At 41.4% G+C, this 20,280-nt stretch carries 22 protein-coding genes and 1 other annotated feature; of the genes, 12 read left to right on the top strand and 10 right to left on the bottom strand.

Annotation, left to right across the window (positions count from 1 at the left end):
• Positions 1–4: 4 nt before the first annotated feature.
• Together hisG and hisZ are read right to left on the bottom strand one after the other, a co-directional pair.
• Positions 5–631, bottom strand: coding sequence for an ATP phosphoribosyltransferase (gene hisG / locus GHD25_RS01455; protein ID WP_164214561.1), 627 nt, complete (start codon positions 629–631; stop codon positions 5–7).
• On the bottom strand, positions 632–1,876 hold the full coding sequence (gene hisZ, locus GHD25_RS01460; protein WP_164214562.1) for an ATP phosphoribosyltransferase regulatory subunit: 1,245 nt from the start codon (positions 1,874–1,876) through the stop codon (positions 632–634). It lies immediately after the preceding gene.
• Positions 1,877–1,990: 114 nt separating this feature from the next.
• On the opposite strand from hisZ, the gene GHD25_RS01465 reads away from it, so the two are divergent.
• The 3 genes from GHD25_RS01465 (at position 1,991) to murB (ending at position 5,128) form a co-directional block, all read left to right on the top strand.
• On the top strand, positions 1,991–2,788 hold the full coding sequence (locus GHD25_RS01465) for a histidinol-phosphatase HisJ family protein (protein ID WP_164214563.1): 798 nt from the start codon (positions 1,991–1,993) through the stop codon (positions 2,786–2,788).
• A 352-nt stretch (positions 2,789–3,140) separates the two neighbouring features.
• Entirely contained in the window at positions 3,141–3,947 is an 807-nt protein-coding gene (locus tag GHD25_RS01470; protein ID WP_240452171.1) for an alpha/beta fold hydrolase, read from the top strand.
• Positions 3,948–4,198: 251 nt separating this feature from the next.
• Positions 4,199–5,128, top strand: coding sequence for a UDP-N-acetylmuramate dehydrogenase (murB, locus tag GHD25_RS01475; protein ID WP_205601309.1), 930 nt, complete (start codon positions 4,199–4,201; stop codon positions 5,126–5,128).
• 58 nt (positions 5,129–5,186) lie between these two features.
• On the opposite strand, the gene ehuA is transcribed toward murB, so the two are convergent.
• From ehuA to ehuB, 4 genes are all read right to left on the bottom strand, one after another.
• On the bottom strand, positions 5,187–5,957 hold the full coding sequence (gene ehuA / locus GHD25_RS01480) for an ectoine/hydroxyectoine ABC transporter ATP-binding protein EhuA (RefSeq protein ID WP_164214565.1): 771 nt from the start codon (positions 5,955–5,957) through the stop codon (positions 5,187–5,189).
• The gene (gene ehuD, locus GHD25_RS01485; protein WP_164214566.1) at positions 5,958–6,668 is read right to left on the bottom strand and encodes an ectoine/hydroxyectoine ABC transporter permease subunit EhuD; all 711 of its coding nucleotides are present in this window, start codon (positions 6,666–6,668) and stop codon (positions 5,958–5,960) included.
• A complete protein-coding gene (locus GHD25_RS01490) occupies positions 6,668–7,294 on the bottom strand; it encodes an amino acid ABC transporter permease (RefSeq protein ID WP_164214660.1) in 627 nt (208 codons plus the stop codon). Before GHD25_RS01490 ends, ehuD begins: the two co-directional genes overlap by 1 nt.
• A gap of 243 nt (positions 7,295–7,537) precedes the next feature.
• The gene (gene ehuB, locus GHD25_RS01495) at positions 7,538–8,443 is read right to left on the bottom strand and encodes an ectoine/hydroxyectoine ABC transporter substrate-binding protein EhuB (protein ID WP_164214567.1); all 906 of its coding nucleotides are present in this window, start codon (positions 8,441–8,443) and stop codon (positions 7,538–7,540) included.
• 467 nt (positions 8,444–8,910) lie between these two features.
• On the opposite strand from ehuB, the gene GHD25_RS01500 reads away from it, so the two are divergent.
• The gene (locus GHD25_RS01500; protein ID WP_164214568.1) at positions 8,911–9,825 is read left to right on the top strand and encodes a ketopantoate reductase family protein; all 915 of its coding nucleotides are present in this window, start codon (positions 8,911–8,913) and stop codon (positions 9,823–9,825) included.
• A 20-nt stretch (positions 9,826–9,845) separates the two neighbouring features.
• Positions 9,846–10,013, top strand: coding sequence for a YtzI protein (gene ytzI / locus GHD25_RS01505; protein ID WP_164214569.1), 168 nt, complete (start codon positions 9,846–9,848; stop codon positions 10,011–10,013).
• Positions 10,014–10,064: 51 nt separating this feature from the next.
• Here the strand turns inward: ytzI and GHD25_RS01510 are convergent, their stop codons facing one another.
• Entirely contained in the window at positions 10,065–11,270 is a 1,206-nt protein-coding gene (locus GHD25_RS01510) for an alanyl-tRNA editing protein (RefSeq protein WP_164214570.1), read from the bottom strand.
• 411 nt (positions 11,271–11,681) lie between these two features.
• Positions 11,682–12,242 carry a M15 family metallopeptidase gene (locus tag GHD25_RS01515; RefSeq protein WP_164214571.1) on the bottom strand — a complete coding sequence of 187 codons (561 nt, stop codon included), beginning with the start codon at positions 12,240–12,242 and terminating at the stop codon, positions 11,682–11,684.
• 203 nt (positions 12,243–12,445) lie between these two features.
• On the opposite strand from GHD25_RS01515, the gene GHD25_RS01520 reads away from it, so the two are divergent.
• The 6 genes from GHD25_RS01520 (at position 12,446) to proS (ending at position 17,197) form a co-directional block, all read left to right on the top strand.
• Entirely contained in the window at positions 12,446–13,063 is a 618-nt protein-coding gene (locus tag GHD25_RS01520; protein ID WP_164214572.1) for a glycerol-3-phosphate acyltransferase, read from the top strand.
• A 15-nt stretch (positions 13,064–13,078) separates the two neighbouring features.
• On the top strand, positions 13,079–13,564 hold the full coding sequence (locus tag GHD25_RS01525; RefSeq protein ID WP_164214573.1) for a DUF456 domain-containing protein: 486 nt from the start codon (positions 13,079–13,081) through the stop codon (positions 13,562–13,564).
• A gap of 26 nt (positions 13,565–13,590) precedes the next feature.
• Positions 13,591–14,421: a bifunctional hydroxymethylpyrimidine kinase/phosphomethylpyrimidine kinase gene (gene thiD / locus GHD25_RS01530; protein WP_164214574.1), complete on the top strand. Its 831-nt coding sequence runs from the start codon at positions 13,591–13,593 to the stop codon at positions 14,419–14,421.
• Between the two features lie 80 nt (positions 14,422–14,501).
• Positions 14,502–14,777 (top strand): hypothetical protein, encoded by a 276-nt coding sequence (locus GHD25_RS01535; protein WP_164214575.1) that lies wholly within the window; start codon positions 14,502–14,504, stop codon positions 14,775–14,777.
• A gap of 32 nt (positions 14,778–14,809) precedes the next feature.
• Entirely contained in the window at positions 14,810–15,361 is a 552-nt protein-coding gene (locus GHD25_RS01540; RefSeq protein ID WP_164214576.1) for a cysteine hydrolase family protein, read from the top strand.
• Positions 15,362–15,421: 60 nt separating this feature from the next.
• Positions 15,422–15,652: a binding site (T-box leader), on the top strand.
• A 105-nt stretch (positions 15,653–15,757) separates the two neighbouring features.
• Positions 15,758–17,197: a proline--tRNA ligase gene (gene proS / locus GHD25_RS01545; RefSeq protein ID WP_164214577.1), complete on the top strand. Its 1,440-nt coding sequence runs from the start codon at positions 15,758–15,760 to the stop codon at positions 17,195–17,197.
• 47 nt (positions 17,198–17,244) lie between these two features.
• Here proS and GHD25_RS01550 read toward each other — a convergent pair whose 3' ends face one another.
• Positions 17,245–17,721: a glutathione peroxidase gene (locus GHD25_RS01550; protein ID WP_164214578.1), complete on the bottom strand. Its 477-nt coding sequence runs from the start codon at positions 17,719–17,721 to the stop codon at positions 17,245–17,247.
• Between the two features lie 184 nt (positions 17,722–17,905).
• Entirely contained in the window at positions 17,906–18,877 is a 972-nt protein-coding gene (trhO, locus tag GHD25_RS01555; protein WP_164214579.1) for an oxygen-dependent tRNA uridine(34) hydroxylase TrhO, read from the bottom strand.
• 220 nt (positions 18,878–19,097) lie between these two features.
• Between trhO and GHD25_RS01560 the strand changes: the two genes are divergently transcribed.
• Entirely contained in the window at positions 19,098–20,270 is a 1,173-nt protein-coding gene (locus GHD25_RS01560) for a hypothetical protein (protein ID WP_164214580.1), read from the top strand.
• Positions 20,271–20,280: the final 10 nt, after the last annotated feature.

Consider the following 20,280-nt stretch of genomic DNA (forward strand, 5'->3'; position numbering starts at 1 on the left):
TCTGTCACCTCATTGCCCTATCTATTTTTTTAATAAAGTCTTGAATTTCAGCCGACTTTGTTGCAAAGCTTGCTTTATTTACTATAAGTCTCGTACTAATATCTTCTACTTTCTCAATAACAGAAAGTCCATTTTCTCTTAATGTCGTTCCTGTTTCCACGATATCGGCAATATAATCGGCGAGGCCGATCAGCGGTGCCAGTTCCACGGAACCATTTAATTTAACTATGTCTACAGTCTGTCCTTTTTTGGCAAAATGCCTTTCCGTCAGATTGGGATATTTGGAAGCAACGACTATATTCTGCTGCTGCCCAAATTGCTCGCTGTTTTTGCCTGCAATTGAAAACTGGCATTTTCCAATCTGTAAATCGAGCATTTCATAAACATCTGCTTTGGACTCAAGTATATTGTCTTTTCCGGCAATCCCAATATCTGCCGCTCCTTTTTCCACATATGTCGGTACATCCACTGCTTTGACAAACAGTAATTTAATCGTGTGGTCCTCATTGTAAAAGATCAGTTTTCTGGATTTTTCATGAAAATCCTGAAATTGGATGTTGACGGTTTTAAGCAGTTCAATAGTGCTCTGTGCTGTCCTTCCTTTTGCCATGGCTAATGTTATTGTTTCCACCTAGCTGCCCTCCTTCATTTCTTCCAGTATCCTGACGAGGTCAGCTGTATTAGAAAATGGCCTTACCTGCCTGCCGCTTCGCAATTCATTTCCTGTACTGGTAAAAAATAATTCATATCTTCCGTCTAAATCAATCTCTTCATCTGCTGAAAAGGTTAATACGCGATAGTCTTTGGTGCGCAGTTCAAAAGCAGTGGTTAATGCTTCTTTCTGCTTATTTTTGTCATAAAAGATAATAAAGTCGCGAATCTCTCTCTTTTTTGTAATTAACCCCTGCTGGATTACTGCCTGCAATAGTACATCTACTTCCGCGGCAAACCCAATTGCCGGGATATGCTTATCGTATTGGACTCCTAATTGATCATATCGTCCGCCCATCAAAACGGGTCTGCCTGTATTTTCTACATACCCCTGAAAAATGATTCCCGTGTAGTAATCCATATTATTGATGAGGCCAAGGTTCAAAACGACATTATCACTAATTTCATAGGCTTCCAGTACTTTCCATAGTTTAATTAAATTCTCCAGCTCCTGCTCAAGCGGACCGGGTATGGGAATGGCTTTCACTTGCTTTATAACTTCATCCGGTCTGCCGTACATCATCGGAATTTGTTTTATTGCCTGTTTCCACTCTGTTTTTATAGGCAAATCCGCAAGAAAAGCCTCTAATTCTGCCAGATTTTTTGATTGAATATAAGATTCCAGCTGTTCCTGCTGTCCGTTGGATAAAGAAAGGTTCGAGATTAGTTCTTTAGTAAAACCGGCATGGCCTATTTCGATTTTGAAGTTGGCAAAGTTCAAATCCTTCAGCAGGTGAACGGCCAGCATAATTACTTCTGCATCCACTTCCGGTGTGCTTTTTCCAAGATATTCTATGCCTGCTTGCGTGTGTTCCTTTTGCCCATTCTGTGCTGACAGCTGCCGGAATACATCCAATATATAAAAATAGCGTTTTTCCTCCTGTAATGGCTGTTTATTCAAAGCTTCCATTCTGGTAATTGGAATGGTAACATCAGGCCTTAACACCAGCACTTTCCCTGAGGAATCAATCACCTTAATCATGTCGTCCTTATTTACAGTTCCGGACAGATTGGCGTAAACATCATAAGCTTCAAAGACAGAGGTTTGAATTTGCTTATAGCCATAAGTTTCAAACCGCTTTCTCAGTTTGGATATGAGGACTTCCCGAATCTGAAAGTCTTCTATTTTGCTGCTATTTTCTTTATCATATACATAGGGTTGCACGAAATGACCCCTTTCCCGTAACTTTATCACTTTATCGCTTTATCTAGATAAAGTTTTATAGTAGTATTTTAATAAGGATGTATATAAAAGTCAAGGATAACAGGGGGATTTTTTATGTTTGATTATCATACGCACAGTGATTTTTCCGCTGATTGCGAAACACCGATGGAAGAAACGATCAGGGAAGCCATTCGGCTTGGGCTGGATGAAATATGCTTTACAGAGCACATTGACTATGATTATCCCGATACATCGATCGTATTTGAATTGGATCTGGAAGACTATGATAGGAAAATTGCGGAAATGCAGTATCAATACGGAGAGCAATTAACGATTAGAAAGGGAGTTGAAATCGGGATTCAGCCTCACCAGCTAGAAAGATACAATGATTTAATCGAAAAGGAGCATTTTGAGTTCATCATCTGCTCTATGCATACATCTGACAAGAAAGATCTTCATTCAGGCGCATTTTTTGAAGGGAAAACACAGGAAGCAGCCTACCAGAAGTATTATGAAGAGCTGCTGTACTGTGTAAAGCATTTTAAAAATTTCCAGGTGCTGGGCCATCTGGATTTGGTTAAACGGTATAAAAGGCAGGAGAGCAAAAAGGAATTCCATGATATCATTGGGGAAATCTTTAAAGAAATCATCCCGGCCGGTAAAGGGATTGAATTAAATACTTCGGGGAAAAGATACGGAATGGACAGCGGGATGCCAAGTACAGACATTTTAAAACTCTACAAAGCACTTGGCGGAGAAATTATTACCCTTGGTTCTGATTCCCATGTGGAAACAACCCTTGCCTATGGTTTTAAGGAAGCTCTGGAACTGCTTCAGTCCCTTGGATATGAATATGTTTCCACTTTTGAAAATAAAAGACCTGTCTTTCACCGGATAAAAACGTTGCTGTAAGCATACTAATCTCTGACAAAGGGAAATAGTTTCCGCATAAAAGTTTTAAACTGTTTATCTGTGGTAAAATAAACGGGACAAGGATCAGGTGCTTCATCCGGGGCAACTGACGAGTACCGGGATGCTGATATATTTTCATGAGCGCTGCTCCATTTCTCCTAAATCTGATATATCGGAGTGACAACTGAAATATTGCCGTAGGCGCGATAACCATCCGGTAAACTCGCATTTTGCTGTTGCCTGGGGCCTGATTTAAGTTATTAGAATAAACGGGTCAAGGGGAGCGGGACTATGTTTGTAAGCTCGTCCCATCGTAAGAATATACCCCCGCATCCCGAGTGAGGGGCTGGATGTGAGACAATTAAACATCAAGAAGCTAACATTGGTCAGTTTCATTATTTTTGGATCGCTCTTTTTGCTTGGAGCGCCTTACAAAGCTGAAGAGAATATCACAGAACCTGCCGTATTTGTCCACGGATACAAAGGTACTTTCTTCTCCTTTGGATTTATGCTGTACCGATTTGAAAATATATACGAGATCGGAAATAAAGTGCTTGTCTTTTATGTCGGCGAAAATGGGGAAATACAGGAGTATTATTTGAATAACAACAGCAGCGGTCCACAATTTGTGCAGGTAGTATTTGAAAACAACCGGGCAGATTTTGAAGATACCGCAGGCTGGCTTGCCGACGTGCTTCATTCATTGAAAAATAACTATGGAACAGAAAGCGTAAACTTGGTGGGTCACTCGATGGGCGGGATTGTTTCCTTGAAATATATCATGCAGTACCAGAGTGAAGATTATCCGGAGGTAAAAAAATTCATTGCATTGGGAGCCCCGTTTGCCGGTATTCTAAGCCAGGAATATTTTCAGATTCACCATGACCCTGCAGCAGAGGATTTAAAACCCGATTCAGCCGGGTTTCAATTATTGGAAGCAGGAACATTTCCGAAAAAAACCCAAGTGTTGAATATTGGCAGCACAGGGGACACAGTAGCAGATACAGATAGTGTTCAAGCATTGGAAAATTACGTACCGGAAGAGCAAATGGAGGAAATAATAATTAAGGATAACGACATGGGTCATAGCCACCTGCATCATAGCGGACAAGTTGATAAAATTATTTCTTCTTTTCTGTGGCAAGATGATGCAGAATGACTTACAATATAACAGATGATGTTATGTGTGCGTTAAAAAGATTCAAGCGAAAAATACTTGATTTGGCACACGGGAAAAATATATATTTTTTGTTGTCAGGAAAGAATAATTTTATTCAATTGTATAGCGCATGGTCCGAAATAGGACTCTCCAAGTAGTGCTGAGGCTTGCACGTCACGGCTTAAGGGCTTTGGGAAGGAAAAACACACTTTCAGAATCCCTTTAGTGAAAGCCAAGTTTTCTATAAAGGAATGATACAGGTGTCAAATGGTCATCATATTTACGATAAATTAATTCATATTACAGCAAAGAAAAATGTGATGGTGGATGAACAGTTAAAAAATCATACCTACACGCATCTTGGCGGAAAAGCCGACTTTTTAGTAAGACCTGAAACCTATGAACAAGTACAGGAAATTGTTAAACTGGCAAATAAAGAAAATGTCGCCTTTACCCTGCTGGGGAATGGATCAAATTTAATTGTCAAGGATGGCGGTATACGCGGGATTGTTATGAACCTCCAGCAATTAACAGATATAAAAGTGGATAACACTACTATCATTGCACAAAGCGGCGCAAGGATTATTGATGTTTCCAGAGAAGCCCTGAATGAAAAGTTAACAGGTCTGGAGTTTGCCTGCGGTATTCCCGGCTCTGTCGGCGGCGCTTTGTTTATGAATGCCGGGGCTTATGGCGGTGAAATAAAAGATGTATTAACGAGCACGACAGTCGTTGACAGAGAGGGAGACCTGCTTACACTGACAGCAGATGAACTGGACCTTGATTACCGTACAAGTAATATACCTGATAAAGGATACATTGTGCTTGAAGCCACCTTTGAACTGAAGCCGGGGAATTACGGGGATATAAAGGCAGTAATGGATGATCTGACATATAAAAGAGAGTCTAAGCAGCCGCTGGAATATCCGTCCTGCGGCAGCGTATTCAAACGTCCCCCGGGTTATTTTGCCGGAAAGCTGATTCAGGACAGCAAGCTTCAGGGCAGTCAAATCGGCGGTGCCGAGGTATCTAAAAAACATGCCGGATTTATCGTAAATAAGGACGGAGCAACAGCTACAGAATATATTGCTTTAATCCATCATATACAGGCAACCGTGGAAGAAAAGTTTGGAGTGAAATTGGAAAGGGAAGTTAAAATTATCGGTGAAGATCCAAAATAAAACAGCGGGACGGTTCTCCTGTCGCAGACTTCTGCAACAGGAGAACCGTCCCTTTGTTTCAGCTGCGGAAACGGTGCAGGAAACTTTGCAGCCGTTCGTTTTTGGAGTGTTCGATGACTTCGCTTGCAGTTCCTTCTTCGGCTATGACGCCTTCATCAAGAAACAGCACTTTATCAGCTACGTCGAGTGCGAAGTCCATCTCGTGGGTCACAAGCACCATGGCCATCTCACCCTCTTTTGCGATGTCACGAATTACCTCCAGCACCTCACCGACAAGCTCGGGATCCAGGGCAGAGGTTACCTCATCAAATAACATGATTTTCGGCCGCATTACCAGCGCTCTGGCCATCGCAACACGCTGCTTCTGACCGCCTGATAACTGGTTTGGGTAGTTATCCAGCTTGTCTCCCAGTCCCACTTTTTCCAGCATTTGAATAGAACGCTCGCGTGCTTCTTCTTTATCTTCTTTTTTAACATGAATTGGTGCAGTCATGCAATTTTCCAAAATAGTCATATGCGGGAATAAATTAAAGTGCTGAAATACCATACCAATATCCCCGCGGACTTCCCGAAGATGCTTTTCGTTTGCCTTGACCATTTTTCCGTTCTTTTCCATTTTCCAAAGATTAACACCGTCCACAATAATATCTCCGGAAGTAGGAACTTCCAGTGTCATCAGCATGCGGATAATGGTTGTTTTCCCGGAACCGCTCGGCCCGATAACTGCAATTTTTTCCGCCGGCTTGATATTAAGATCAATGCCTTTTAAAACTTTTACATCCCCAAAAGATTTGTGTATATCTTTAAACTCAACAATAGGTTCTGTCATTTATACCACCGTCCCTTTTTGCGTACTGGATAACGCTGCTTTTTTATCAAATCGACGATTCATTCTCTTTTCCAGTTTACTGATTAAAATAGCAGAAGGATAGCTTAAGATTAGGAAAAGGATACCTACAATGGTTAATGGCTCCAAATAAGCCCAGTATTGCGAACCATAGCTTTGAGCCATATGCAGGATACCTACAACACCGATCGTTGATGCCAGCGGTACTTCCTTAAACAGGATGATTAAGTAGTTGCCAAGCATCGGAATAGTTGGCGGCACTGCTTGCGGTAATATAATCTTCGTCCATTTATCATAAAGAGAATAATTTAAAGCAGTAGAAGCTTCCCATTGTCCTTTATCCACGCCTTCGATTCCTGAGCGGTATACTTCTCCGATATACGTGCTGAAATGCAGGCCGAGTCCTAGCACCGCACTTGTAAATGGGTCCAGTGTCATTCCTACATAAGGAACTACCGGCCAGGCAAAATAAATGAAAAATAACTGAACGAGCGGTGGTGTCGAACGGATAAATTCCATAATCCATGTAACCGTCCAGCTGATTGGTTTGAATGGAATTCTTCTTAAAAAGACCCATACAAAACCAAAAATAAGTGCAAATAAATAGCTTGCGATCGTAAGTCCGATTGTAATACCTAATCCTGATGCAACGAGAGGGAGCGCATCAAAAAAGGTTTCCCAGCTCCAATTCATTAGCTAGCCACCCCTTTCTTGGAAATGCTCTCCGCTTTGCGCACTAAGAAAATTAACGGCAATGCAAGAATAAAGTAGAATAGAAGTACTAATAAATACACGGTTGGCGCCATGGATAAGTCATTGCTCCTCAGTATATTTCCGTAATAGAAAATATCGTTCAAGCCAATTAAATATACTAATGAAGTCGCTTTAAGCATTTGAATAAGGTAGTTTCCGAATTCGGGCAGCATCATACGGACTGCCTGCGGAAGTATGATGAGTCTCATTCGCTGAAAACTGGACATGTTCAGCGCTGTAGCAGCTTCTGTCTGTCCCTTTGCCACTGCCAGAATAGAGCCGCGCACAATTTCAGACATGTATGCCCCATAGTTTAAAGCAATGGCGATAACCCCAATCCACCAGTTGCTTCCAAGCTCAATCCCGAACAGCATTGGTACGGCATAATAGAGCCAGAACAGCTGAACAATTAATGAAGTACCGCGAAAGACTTCAATATAGAATCCTGTGAATTTTCTCAGTACAATATTATTTGATAACCTGCACAGCCCTGCAATAAATGCCATCAAATACCCAAAAAAAGCAGATGCGATAAGTACGCTTACGGTAACACCCAATCCGCGCATTAAATCCGGAAAAACTTCTGCGATAACATTAATCTTGATCACTCCTTTATACTTTGATGGAAAGCTGACCCAGTCAGGTTTCCGGAGGGACTGTAAAAACATGGTTTGTCTCAAGTCAACTGCGTGGTGCAGCTGTTATAACATAAACTTTTTCATTTCATATAAATAGGGTCAAACTCCCTTAGGCGGGGAGCAAGACCCTATGGAGTGTGTATAGATTTATATTACTGATTCACTTTGGAATTAATAGTTCTCTCCGCTGCATACGGACTCTGCAGTAACTTCGCCTACTTCTACCATGTTATCTACAAATCCGTTTGCTTCCAATAGCTCCTGGACAGTTCCATCTTCTTTTAACTCATTCAATTTTTCATTATACGCATCCCGAAGCTCTTCATTTTCCAAACTGAACGCTGCTGCCCCGTAGCTTGGAACACCTTCAACATCCGGCTGTTCAAAATCGTCTACGAACTCTAGTGAATCCCCGGCTGTTTCCATCGCCATGCGCAGCGTCATTTCTGTTGCTGTTGTAACATCAGCTCTGTCAGATTCTACAGCCGAGAAAGTAGAAGGGATATCTGAAGCTGTCGTGATTTGGTCGTCACTTACATCATGCGCTTCCAGGAAACCAATCTCTGTTGCGCCGGCCATCACGGATACCCGTATGTCAGGATTAGCTGCAATGTCATCATAACTGTGAATATCAAGCGGATTGCCAGCTTGCACTACAAGTCCTTCTCCATAAACCATCTCAGGTTCTGCAAATAGGGCATTTTCGCAACGATCCGGAGTAATTGCCATACCAGCAGTTACTACGTCAAACTGATTGGCTTGCAGTCCCGGAATAAGGGAACCAAAATCGGCCAATTGGGAATCCATTTCTTCAATCCCAAGCTCTGCAAATACCGCTGCTGCAATGTCAACAGCCGCACCTTTTAGTTCTCCATCTTCGCCTTCATAAGCATAAGGCTCTTCATTTGCAAAGCCAATTGTCACTACACCTTCTTCCTGGAGTTCCGCCAGTTTGCCTTCTCCTTCTGAACCGCCGCTGTTTTCACCGTCGCCGCCGTTTCCTTCATCATCCCCGCCACAAGCAGCGATTACACCAACTGTTAAAATAAGTATTGCCATTAATAGTATTTTCTTCATCTTTAACTAATTACCTCCCTGTCATATTTAAAACGATAATGTTGTGTTGCCATAAGGTGATGTGAACAACGAAACATTAGCTCTTAAAGATGCTTCGTTCTTACCTTTTTCATTTTTAGCCGGTATCCACAGGCATTTTTTCCTAGGCATTGATCACCTCATTAAATTAGATTCATAGATTTCCGGATGCGGATAAAAACAGTTATATTAAAATGTTACAGGGATATTTCAAGCTATTCAAACCTTGTATTTTTAGATAATTAGAAATTAACCTTTATATTTTGCAATGAATGTAATGAGAATTAATTATATAAAGACATGCTCATGTATATTCCATTTATCTTCCATATCCCCAACATTTGATAAAAAAGAACAATAAAAATGGGCCCTCCCGCCCCGAAAAACGATAGACAAATAATTAAAAAGAAAGTACCATGAAAATAACAATATTGCCTAGGAGGTTTGGAATGGATATTGTGGTCATTGGTGCAGGTGCATTAGGGGGCTATTTTGGTGCGCGATTTCAGCAGGCGGGTGCAAATGTCTCTTTTTTAGTAAGGGAAAAAAGGTTTTCCCAGATTAGGAAGAATGGCATCCATATTTCAAGTACTCAGGGTGATTACAAGCTGCAGGAACCAAGGTTAATTTTAAATACTGATGAAATAGAAACTTGTGATTTCGTTTTTCTCAGTGTAAAAGGATATCACTTATCGGGAACATTGGACCACGTGAAAGCATTAGTGAATAAGGGAGCTTATGTGCTGCCTGTACTGAACGGGATCGAACATATTCGCGTTTTACAGGATTTTGTCGGCAAGTCCCGTGTGCTTGGCGGTCTTGCTTCTATAATGGCCACATTGGATGAACATGGGAATGTGGTTCATTCCAGCCCTTTCCACGACCTTTTCTTTGGCCCAATGGAACAGGGGCAAAAAGCAATTTGTCTGCAGCTGGAGAAATTCCTGAAAGATGCAAATATCAATAGCAGTTTCAAAGAACATATATTACGGGAGATGTGGAAGAAATACATGTTTATTCATGCCTTTTCAGGTGTAACTGCAGCGGTAAATCTGCCGATTGGCCCGATTAAGGCACAGCAGGAAACTTTTAATCTGCTGGAATTTCTTTTGCAGGAAATAAAGCGATTGGCCAATGCGCATCATGTTTCCGTTACCGAGGAAGATTATGAGGAAGTAAGGGGAAAAATACTAGCTTTAAAGGATGATGCTACATCTTCCATGCATCAGGACCGGAGAAAAGGCAATAAGCTGGAACTGGATCATATTCATGGAGGTGCAGTCAGGTTAGCTGCAGATACTGGTTTGACAATGCCATATACCCGGGCGATATACGGGATAATTAAGCCATTTGCGAGAGGGTAGAGAAAGGAAACGGGATTACTATGTCAGCAATCATTGCGGTAACTGTTGTATCCGCTGTTGTAGTGGTCATGGTACTTATTGGGTCACTATACGTTATTTCAAAAGGATATGGCTATAAACACGAGATAGATCCTCTGCCGGAGGAAGAAGAAAAAGAGAAGGAAGACAGAAAAGAAAATATGAAATGAAGAGGTCTGCTCCCGCAAACTTAAATATACTATTGCGGTGGCAGATCTTATTTATTTTATTTCTTCTATTATACTGGTCATTTTTTCCATCAGTTTATCCGAAGAAATCGTCCTGTCCCCCGCACCTTGTACCATTGTTTCGCTTCCTCCGCCTTTTCCATTGATCCCGGGTAAGATACGGGAAAGAAATTCTTTCATGCGCATATCCATATCTTTACTTCTGGCACCTACGATTTGTAACTTGGCATCGGTTTCGTTTACAAACAGCACCAGCATATTTCCGCTGGTTTGTGTAATGTTTTTTGCCATCTGTTGAAGTAGTTTCACAGGTCTGTTTACGTAAATTTTACTTACCAGCTTATAATCGTCTTTTTGTTTTGCCTGCTGGATCAGCTTGTCTGTTTCGTGGCTCAGAAGTTCCAGTTTTAATGTTCCATTTGATTTTTCAAGGCTCCTCTGCTGATTCAGCATTCGGGCCAGAGCATTCTCCAAATCTTCCTGGGGAGCGCTTAGCATTGAAGTTAAATGTCGAATTACACGGTGTTTTGTTTCAAGCTGTTTTAGCACTCTATTCCCGCACACAAAGTGAACGCGAATCTGCTTCTTTTGCTTTTCCCAATGAAGAATTTTGACGGATCCTACTTCCCCTGTTTGATGAGGATGGGTGCCGCCGCAGCCGTTATAATCAATGTCGGGGATAATGACAAGCCGGATGTTATTTTCTTTGGATACAGCCTTTCTTAGCGGGAAATGGCTAAGTTCATTTGCTTTTACCCAGCGTGTTTGAATGGGAAGGTTGTTTAGAATAACTGAATTTACATTTTCTTCTACTTGGTTGGCTTCCTTTTCGCTAAGTTCAGGTGTGTCAAGATCAATCGTGCAGGTCTCCGATCCTAAATGAAAACTTGTTGTTCTGTATCCGTACATATCTTCAAATGCGGCTGACAGAAGATGTTGTCCTGCATGCTGCTGCATATGGCCGAAACGCCGAACCCAATTTATTACTCCATTAACCTTGCGTTCTTGTACAGGAGTTTCTGTATAATGACGTATTTCTCCTTTTTCTTCTTTGACATCATACACATGCACATCATTAATTGTGCCTGTATCATGCGGCTGACCGCCGCCTGCCGGATAAAATGCAGTTTTATTTAAAACAGCGTAAAAACGTCCTTTATCATCCTTTTTGCTTTGGAGTATTTCAGCGGAAAAAGATTGTATGTATGGATCCTGATAATATAATTTTTCCGTGTCCACATAAACACTTCCTTGTTACAGTTTGCAATGATCATATCATAAATTCCTTTTGAAAAACACTGACTATATGTACGGGCATAGACAAATACCTTCACTTTGAGAAAGTTAAAAGTCATGTTGAAATAGGGAAAGTTCGGTAAATGTTCCATTCAGCATTCTTTATAGTCTGCTTCCTGAATAGAATAATTAGAAGGCTGCAACTGAAAGTTCAATTTATGGATAATGAAGTAAAATTCCGGAAAATTAGTGATGAGAAGGGTGTTCCTGATGAGGAGCCATGGGGAAAAAAACGGAATATAAGTAAACGCGCTAAAACACACTCTGTGATCAAAAGATTGGAGGCGGGGAGGACAGTTGATCGAAGTTATTCAGGAAAGAGGTGCTCCTGCCCCCGGGAAGCATAGATCAACATCAGTCCACTGTTCCTCTCGGCCGCCATCCCCGCTGCAATTGGTTTACACTTAGTCCAAAGGTCATTTGCAGATGGGGGTAGTCCTGAAAACTCTCCCAGTCACCGCCCCATTCAAAACCCAATTCTTTGGCAATTTCAGCTACTTCAAACCAGTCAGACTCACCGTTATCGTTTCCATCATATTCAATATCCCATATAATGTCGCCTTCCATATCCTCAAGGGCGTAATCAATGGCGAGTCCATAATTATGATAAGATTCTCCTGCCTCAGCATAGGTTACAATGTTTCCATCCTCTGTTCTGCCTTGAGCATAGAGTGCATCCTGTTCATCCATCGACCGGACCGTGGCGGTTATGACAACATGGATACCAGCCTCTTTTGCCCGCTTTAATAACGCATTTTTACTTTCTTCAACTTTTGGGTGCAGTTCTTCCGGAAGGGGAGCATCTCTACCCAAATATACATACCGTTTACCGATTTCATCGTATATAACATACCTAATGGCAAAGAAAATCAAAATAATGAATGAAAGTACAACCAATCTTCGTAAAATCCTCATGTTGAGTGACTCCTGTAATATTTCTTTTTTTACTTATTCTACCCATAGGCAGAGGGGCAGATTTTTAAGCCGAGACGGGAATTTAGCAGTTCAAGGCTTCTGTTTAAAATTCAAGAAAAAATTATTGGGACAGTAAACCTGTCCCCGTGTCCCCAAACAGCTTGTTATACGTTATAATTATCAAAAAGGGAGGTGAATGTCCATTGATTTTCATTATAGCAGCTATCATTGGGTATGCATTTGGATGCCTGCACGGCTCCCAGCTGGTTGGAAAATACAAAAAAGTGGATATTAAAAATACCGGGGTGAAAAACGCCGGTGCATCCAATACAACCATATTGCTTGGCTGGAAATACGGAATATTCGTTGCACTGATCGATATTTTTAAAGGGACTTTAGCGATATTGCTTGTTTTATTTATTTTACATGAATATGGAATTACCGGGGAAGTGCAGATCCTGCTTATATATGTTACAGCACTCTTCGTTATTTTGGGACATAACTATCCTATTACAATGAAGTTCAGCGGTGGAAAAGGGACCGCATCCCTTGTTGGAATATTGCTCGCCATTGACTGGAGAATCGCTTTAATTGGAATAGCTATTTTACTTTTGTTTACATTTGCTACGGATTATCTCGTAGTCGGTGTTTTATTCATGTATCTTTCTTTCCTGACTACGACGTATATGTTTTTTGGAATAGAACCTGCATTTATTGTTATGTTATTATCTGTGTTAAGCGTGATTAAACATATGGAAAACTATAAACGAATTTTAAATCAAGAGGAAACGAAGCTCTCGAGCATGTTTCGTAAAACATAGGCAAGGGAGGAAATCATGCTGGATATACTAATTTGGATTATCATCATTATTTTATTTATCCTGAGTTTTGCTGGTGTCATTTTTCCAATCATCCCATCTGTACTTGTCATTTGGGTGGGTTTTTTGCTTTATCATTTTGTGTTGAATCCGAATGAACTGGATTTATTTTTCTGGATTGCCATGATTGTTTTTACCATTATTCTTATTTTGGCTGATGTGATCGCAAACAGTTATTTTGTAAAAAAATACGGCGGCAGCAAGTGGGGGGAAAGAGGAGCAGCTGTGGCTGTAATTGTCGGCTCTTTTATTATGCCCCCGTTTGGAATTTTGATTGTGCCCTTCGCGGTTGTTTTCCTGATTGAAATGATGCAGCGGAGGACAACAACAGAAGCATTGCGGGCTTCATTTGGCTCGCTAATCGGTTTTTTGAGCGGCACTTTTGCGAAAGTAGTGCTGCAATTTGTTATGATTGTCTGGTTTTTTATTGTAATATGGCTGTAGAAACACGGTGAAGGAGTTTTGCAAAAATGAAATATCCATCTAGAGTTATCACAATAGCAGGTTCAGCAGCAGGAGGCAGTGCGGGCATACAGGCGGATTTAAAAACATTCCAGGAATTGGACGTATATGGAATGAGTGTCGTAACTGCCATCGTCGGAAGACATCCGGAAACAGATAAAAATGTGCATCCGCAGACGATAGAGGCGATTGAAGCGCAGTTTGATACAGCAATGAAACAGGTAGGAACAGATGGATTGAAAACAGGGATGCTATTTTCAAAAGAAGTCATCTCGACAATTGCCAATTTAATCCGGGGATCCAATATTAACGCTGTAGTAGTTGACCCGGTTATGGTCGGGAAGCTGGATTCCAAGCTTTTAGCGGAAGATGCAATTGAAGCATTAAAGAAAAAGCTTATCCCTTTAGCAACCATTATTACACCAAACATCCCGGAAGCCTCCTTTTTATTGGATGACAGACCGATTCAAGATGTCAGTGACTTAAAACAGGCTGCTGTTGACCTTTATTCCCTGGGTGCAAAATTTGTCCTTGTTAAAGGCGGCAGACTAAAGGGGCCGGCGGTTGATGTATTGTATGATGGGGAAACTGCCACCTTGTTTGAAGCACCGCGAATTGATACCGTAAATACAAGTGGTGCGGGTTGTACGTATTCGGCTGCAATTGCTGCATATCTTGCCAAAGGAAAGTCTGTTGCTGAAGCAGTAGGATTGTCAAAGAGTTTTGTAACAACCGCCATTGAACATGGTTTTTCCTATACGGAAATGGTTGGACCAACCTACCATGCTGCTGCAAGAAAACATGGAGAGGCACATGAAATCAAAATCACCCGGGGATAGTGCCTTATTTTGCCGGTTCCTCACGCTGTGTTAAGATGGTGGAAACATGAAAACAGTTTCAAACCACTAGGAGGCTAAAAATGGATCATGAACATGATCACAGACATGAAACAATTAACCAGGCGGAAAAAGAAGACTTGCTCGGACTGATTCAAATGCGCTTTGGCAAGGTGCCGGAAGATGTAAGACAAAAAGTGATGGGCATTGGGGATCTGGACGTGCTGGATCGTTTGTTTTTAATTGCAGTAAATGCGGCAAACTGGGATGTCTTCCTGACTGAGTTAAATGAAGGAAAAGATTCCTTTAAAATGGCCGGTGATGGTTTTGATCCATTGGCGGAAAAACGGAAGGATTAAAAAGCTGAATATAAGAAGGAAGTGGATAGGGAATGGGAAAGCGGGCTTTGCTTAATGTGGATTATACAGTTGATTTTGTCGCCGAGGACGGAAAGCTGACATGCGGCGTTCCAGGGCGGGCAATTGAAGACAGGGTCGTATCATTAACAAAGGAATTTATTGATGCAGGAGATTATGTAGTGTTCGCGATCGATGCACATGAAGAGGGTGATGCTCTCCATCCGGAGTCTGAATTGTTTCCTCCGCATAATATTGTCGGTACAAAAGGCAGAGATTTATACGGCAAACTTGAAGCTCTTTTTGAGGAAAATAAGGATAAGGATCATGTTTATTATTTTGATAAAACCCGGTACAGTGCCTTTGCAGGGACGGACCTGGAATTGAAGCTGAGGGAACGGGGCATCGACGAAGTCCACATTATCGGTGTGTGTACGGATATTTGTGTGCTGCATACAGCGGTGGATGCATATAACAAAGGATTTAACATTGTGGTGCACAAGGATGCTGTGGCAAGCTTTAACCAGAAAGGTCATGACTGGGCGCTCGGCCATTTCGTTGACACATTGGGCGGTAAAGTAGTTTGAATGTCCATTTTCACTAAATCTTGACTTTACGCTATTATAAAGATATATTAACAATAAATACAGGAAACGTTGAAGAGGATTAGTATAATTGGTTTTCTTTCACAGAGAGGGAATGGTGCTGGAAATTCCTGAAGAAATCAATTGGAACCTGCCTTCTGAGTTCGCCATTGATCGGGCATGGGAATGTGCTCCTAAAATGGGCGCGGTTCATAACCGTTATCAAGCAAAGTGTGCAAATGACCTGGTGTCAATGCAAACAAGGGTGGTACCACCATAACCTCGGTCCCTTTTCGGATGGAGGTTTTTTGTTATTTTAAAATAACTTTTTTATTAAAAAATGTTGATTTTTAATCCTTTGAATTGGAGTACCAAAATAAATTAAAGAGGTGTATGGAATTGGGTAAAAAGAATAAAGACTTTGTGGAAAAAATAACAGCGATGGAGGAGGATTTCGCCCAGTGGTATACAGACGTCGTAAAGCAGGCAGAACTGGTGGAATATGGACAAGTCCGCGGAACGATGATCATCAAGCCGTACGGCTATGCCATTTGGGAAAATATTAAAGATGAACTTGATAAAAAATTTAAAGAAACCGGACATTCCAACGTGTCTTTTCCATTGTTCATACCGGAAAGTCTGCTTCAAAAAGAGAAGGACCATGTGGAGGGATTCGCCCCTGAAGTTGCCTGGGTAACCCACGGCGGTGATGAAGAGCTTGCCGAAAGAATCGCTGTCCGGCCAACGTCCGAGGTATTGTTCTGTGAATATTATTCCAAAAATATTCATTCTTACCGGGACTTGCCAAAACTGTATAACCAATGGGGAAATGTAGTGCGCTGGGAGAAAACGACGAGACCTTTCCTCAGGACTTCTGAATTTCATTGGCAGGAAGGTCATACGGCTCATGCTACCTCGGAGGATGCAGCAGAAGAAACGGAGCGTATGCTGGGCATTTATGCTGATTTGGTGGAGAGCTACTTGGCTATCCCTGTGGTTCAGGGGCGTAAAACCGAGAGTGAAAAGTTTGCAGGAGCCAACTATACATTGACCATTGAAGCGTTAATGCATGATGGACGGGCATTGCAGTCCGGTACGTCTCATCATTTTGGTTCAGGTTTTGCAGAAGCTTTTGATATTACGTATTTGGATAAGGAAGGAAAAAGCCAGTATGTGCATCAGACATCATGGGGTCTGTCCACTCGAATTATGGGTGCACTAATCATGGTCCATGGAGATAACCGCGGTCTTGTTATCCCGCCGAATATTGCACCAACTCAAGCGAAGATTGTACCGATAGCACAGCATAAAGAGGGTGTGCTGGATAAAGCATATGAACTTCGTGATCGGCTGAAAAACATTGTTCGTGTGGATATTGATCCCAGCGACAAAACACCCGGATGGAAATTTAATGAAACGGAGATTAAAGGAATTCCTGTTCGCATAGAACTAGGACCAAAAGATATTGAAAAAGACCAAGTCGTACTTGTACGCAGGGATACAGGCGAAAAAGAATTTGTCGCACTGAATGGTGTGGAAGAAAGACTGCCAGCATTATTGGAAGAAGTGCAGCAAAATCTGTTTAATAAAGCAAAATCACACTTGGAAGAAAAAACGAGTGTGGCAGCTAATATGGATGAGTTCAAGAAAACGCTGGAGGAAAATACCGGATTTATTAAAGCCATGTGGTGCGGCAGAGAAGAATGTGAAGAAAAAATTAAAGAGGAAACGACAGCTACTTCCCGCTGTATTCCATTTGAGCAGGAAAAGATATCCGATACATGTGTATGCTGCGGAAAAGAAGCAAAAGAACTGGTCTATTGGGCAAAGGCCTATTAGGTTAAACAAGAAAACGAGCGCTTAAAGGTGCTCGTTTTCTTGTTAGCCTAAGCCAAAGCCTTTTCAATATCTGCTCCTATGTTTTCCGGTTTGGTCTGCGGTGCATAACGTTTTATTACTTCTCCATTCCTGTCAATAAGAAATTTGGTAAAATTCCACTTTATTTGCTTGTTCAGCATGCCGCCTGCTTCATCAGTCAGATATGCAAACAAAGGATGGGCATTATCCCCTTTGACATCTATTTTACTGAATATGGGAAAGGTTACGCCATAGTTGATTTGACAAAAGTGGGTTATTTCGTCATCGGTGCCGGGGTCCTGATTGCCAAATTGATTACACGGAAATCCGAGTACTTCAAAACCTTTAGAGCCGTATTTTTCATACAGTTTTTGAAGACCTTCAAATTGCGGGGTGAACCCACACTCACTCGCTGTATTTACAATAAGAAGCACATTGTCTTTATAGTCACTAAGTGGTTTTTCCCCACCTTTTTGGGTTTTGGCAGAAAATTGGTGAACACTCATGTAAATTCCTCCTTTGATAAAGCGTAGCAATAATTTCAGCAAAATGTCAAAAGATACAGATTTTAGTGTTTTATTGGTGCGGATCTTATGACCAAGCTGTTACATGGTTAATGACAAATTGATTAAATTTGCAAAAAAAAAGACGGCCATTACACAGGCCGTCTTCCAATAATACAAAATATATTCACGCCTCTTTTTGGTAGCTTTCTCCAAGCAGCTCAAGACGGCGATTAATTTCTTCCTGGGACAAATTATGTTCTTTTACATACATATTTCTCGGGCTTACACGGCATTCATGTGTACAGCCGCGCATATATTTATGCTCGTTTTCTTCCGAGCACAAAATTTGTTTGTTGCATTCCGGGTTCGCGCAATTGACATATCGTTCACATGGCTTACCATCAAAATAATCTGTGCCGACAATGACATGCTCTTTTTGATTAATCGGAACGGAAATACGTTCATCAAACACGTAACATCTGCCATCCCATAATTCACCCTGTACTTCAGGATCTTTTCCGTAGCTTACAATTCCGCCGTGAAGCTGGGAAACATCTTCGAAACCTTCCTCCAGCATCCAGCCGGAAAACTTTTCGCAGCGGATTCCGCCGGTACAATAGGTTAATATCTTTTTGCCTTCAAATTGATCCTTATTTTCCCGGATCCAGTCGGGAAGTTCACGGAAGGTTTCAATTTCAGGACGGACTGCACCGCGGAAGTGGCCCAGATCATATTCATAATCATTCCGTGCGTCGATGACGACCGTATCTTCTTCCTGCATTGCTTCATAAAATTCTTTTGGCGATAAATAATTTCCCGTTGTTTCCAAAGGGTTGATGTCCTCTTTAAGTCTTAAAGTAACGAGCTCTTCACGTGGTCTTACATGCATTTTTTTGAATGCATGTCCGTCATGTTCATCAATTTTGAAGACCATGTCCTTAAAGCGGGGATCGTTATGCATAGCTTCCATATACGCATCGGTTTGTTCCACCGTACCGGAAACCGTGCCATTGATTCCTTCCTGTGCAACAAGTATTCTCCCTTTAAGGCCCAACTCCCTGCAGAAAGTCAAATGCGCTGCTGCATAGCCTTCAGGGTCCTCAATTTGCACATAGTTATAATACAATAAAACCCGATAATTTTTATTGCTTTCCATATTTCTGCCACCTGTCATTTTGTATTTGCAAGATACATAATGTGTGGTGTGATATTCAATTATCATCTTGCACAAAGGGTATTATAACAATTTTTAACATGAATATCAAAAGGTGAAAATTCATTGGAGATGGATGGAGTTCGTTTTTAATTCGGCAGATGGGGAATAGTTGGGGTGTAATAAATATTTTTTGATTGGGTTTGTACTGGAGGGAGTGACTGTGGAAACTGTACCATTAGGCATTATTGCCGCACCAAATTTACCGGCTAATATTGCAGAAGATCTTAAAAATGAAGTAGCTGATCTCCTTTCATATACTATTGATGATCGGGTGGAATGGAAGGTTGAATCCTTGATAGACCCGTTAATAGGAGTTGCAGAAAATACAAACGAAATTCTCGATAAAGTAGTAAACATAAAAAAAGAATATGGCTGGAATTATGCCATTTGCTTAACAGACCTTCCTTTGTATTCCGGAAAACACCTGGTCGTTGCAGATGCCAGCATTGAAAATAGTGTAGCCCAAATTTCCATTCCTGTATTTGGTTTTATGCCTATGCGCAGCAGGATAAAAAAAGCATTTATTCAATTAATGGGTGAACTATATTATCGGTATTCTCCAAAGGATCCCTTTACGACCGATGTTGTTCACATGAAACCTTTTTTAAAGGAATATAAAAACAAAAAGTTTCCTAAACCAAAGACCTTATCCCTGTCATTAACGGAAAGAGTGGAAGTGGCGGATAATGAGCAGGTAGACGTCCGTTATATGATTAAATCCCGTATAATCGGGCGGATGCGTGTTTTGGCGGGAATGACTTTTGCAAACCGTCCATGGACGGCATTGTTTTCATTTAATAAACTGATTACCCTTTCCTTTGCAACCGGGACTTATATTTCCATTTTCCCGACCCCGTGGCAGCTGAGTATTGCCTATAGTCCCGGAAGGTTTATTGCTGTTATGATTTTGGCGATATTGGGGACCGTTATATGGGTGATTTTTTCCCATGAGTTATGGGAAAAACCAACCGAAAAGGGGAAGAAACGGTGGCGTGATCTATACAATTGGACAACTTTTACTACATTGGGTGTGATCATCATCAGCAATTATATTATGCTGTTTATTATATTTCTTGCAGCAATTGCTGTCTTTGTCCCCCCATCCCTCTTTGAAGCATGGACCGGCTTGGACGAGGAGCCGACACCTGAATACTATTTTGCCCTTGTCTGGCTCATTACTTCACTGGGAACGCTTGCCGGGGCGATTGGGACAGGTATTGAAGATGAAGGAAAGATTCGGGACATCACCTACTCCTACAGGCAAAAACAGCGCTATTACGAAATTGAAAAAGAAGAAGAGGAAGGAAAAGACCAGAAGGCAGAAAGCTCCTGACTCACTAGTA

This window comes from Virgibacillus aidingensis, from assembly GCF_010994035.1.
Taxonomy (GTDB): Bacteria; Bacillota; Bacilli; order Bacillales; family Amphibacillaceae; genus Virgibacillus_N.

Coding starts and splice junctions, on each gene's coding strand:
- GHD25_RS01465 (WP_164214563.1), top strand. CDS start 1,991: ATGTTTGATTATCATACGCACAGTGATTTTTCCGCTGATTGCGAAACA.
- murB (WP_205601309.1), top strand. CDS start 4,199: ATGATACAGGTGTCAAATGGTCATCATATTTACGATAAATTAATTCAT.
- ehuA (WP_164214565.1), bottom strand. CDS start 5,957: ATGACAGAACCTATTGTTGAGTTTAAAGATATACACAAATCTTTTGGG.
- ehuD (WP_164214566.1), bottom strand. CDS start 6,668: ATGAATTGGAGCTGGGAAACCTTTTTTGATGCGCTCCCTCTCGTTGCA.
- GHD25_RS01490 (WP_164214660.1), bottom strand. CDS start 7,294: ATGCGCGGATTGGGTGTTACCGTAAGCGTACTTATCGCATCTGCTTTT.
- ehuB (WP_164214567.1), bottom strand. CDS start 8,443: ATGAAGAAAATACTATTAATGGCAATACTTATTTTAACAGTTGGTGTA.
- GHD25_RS01500 (WP_164214568.1), top strand. CDS start 8,911: ATGGATATTGTGGTCATTGGTGCAGGTGCATTAGGGGGCTATTTTGGT.
- ytzI (WP_164214569.1), top strand. CDS start 9,846: ATGTCAGCAATCATTGCGGTAACTGTTGTATCCGCTGTTGTAGTGGTC.
- GHD25_RS01515 (WP_164214571.1), bottom strand. CDS start 12,242: ATGAGGATTTTACGAAGATTGGTTGTACTTTCATTCATTATTTTGATT.
- GHD25_RS01525 (WP_164214573.1), top strand. CDS start 13,079: ATGCTGGATATACTAATTTGGATTATCATCATTATTTTATTTATCCTG.
- thiD (WP_164214574.1), top strand. CDS start 13,591: ATGAAATATCCATCTAGAGTTATCACAATAGCAGGTTCAGCAGCAGGA.
- GHD25_RS01535 (WP_164214575.1), top strand. CDS start 14,502: ATGGATCATGAACATGATCACAGACATGAAACAATTAACCAGGCGGAA.
- GHD25_RS01540 (WP_164214576.1), top strand. CDS start 14,810: ATGGGAAAGCGGGCTTTGCTTAATGTGGATTATACAGTTGATTTTGTC.
- GHD25_RS01550 (WP_164214578.1), bottom strand. CDS start 17,721: ATGAGTGTTCACCAATTTTCTGCCAAAACCCAAAAAGGTGGGGAAAAA.
- trhO (WP_164214579.1), bottom strand. CDS start 18,877: ATGGAAAGCAATAAAAATTATCGGGTTTTATTGTATTATAACTATGTG.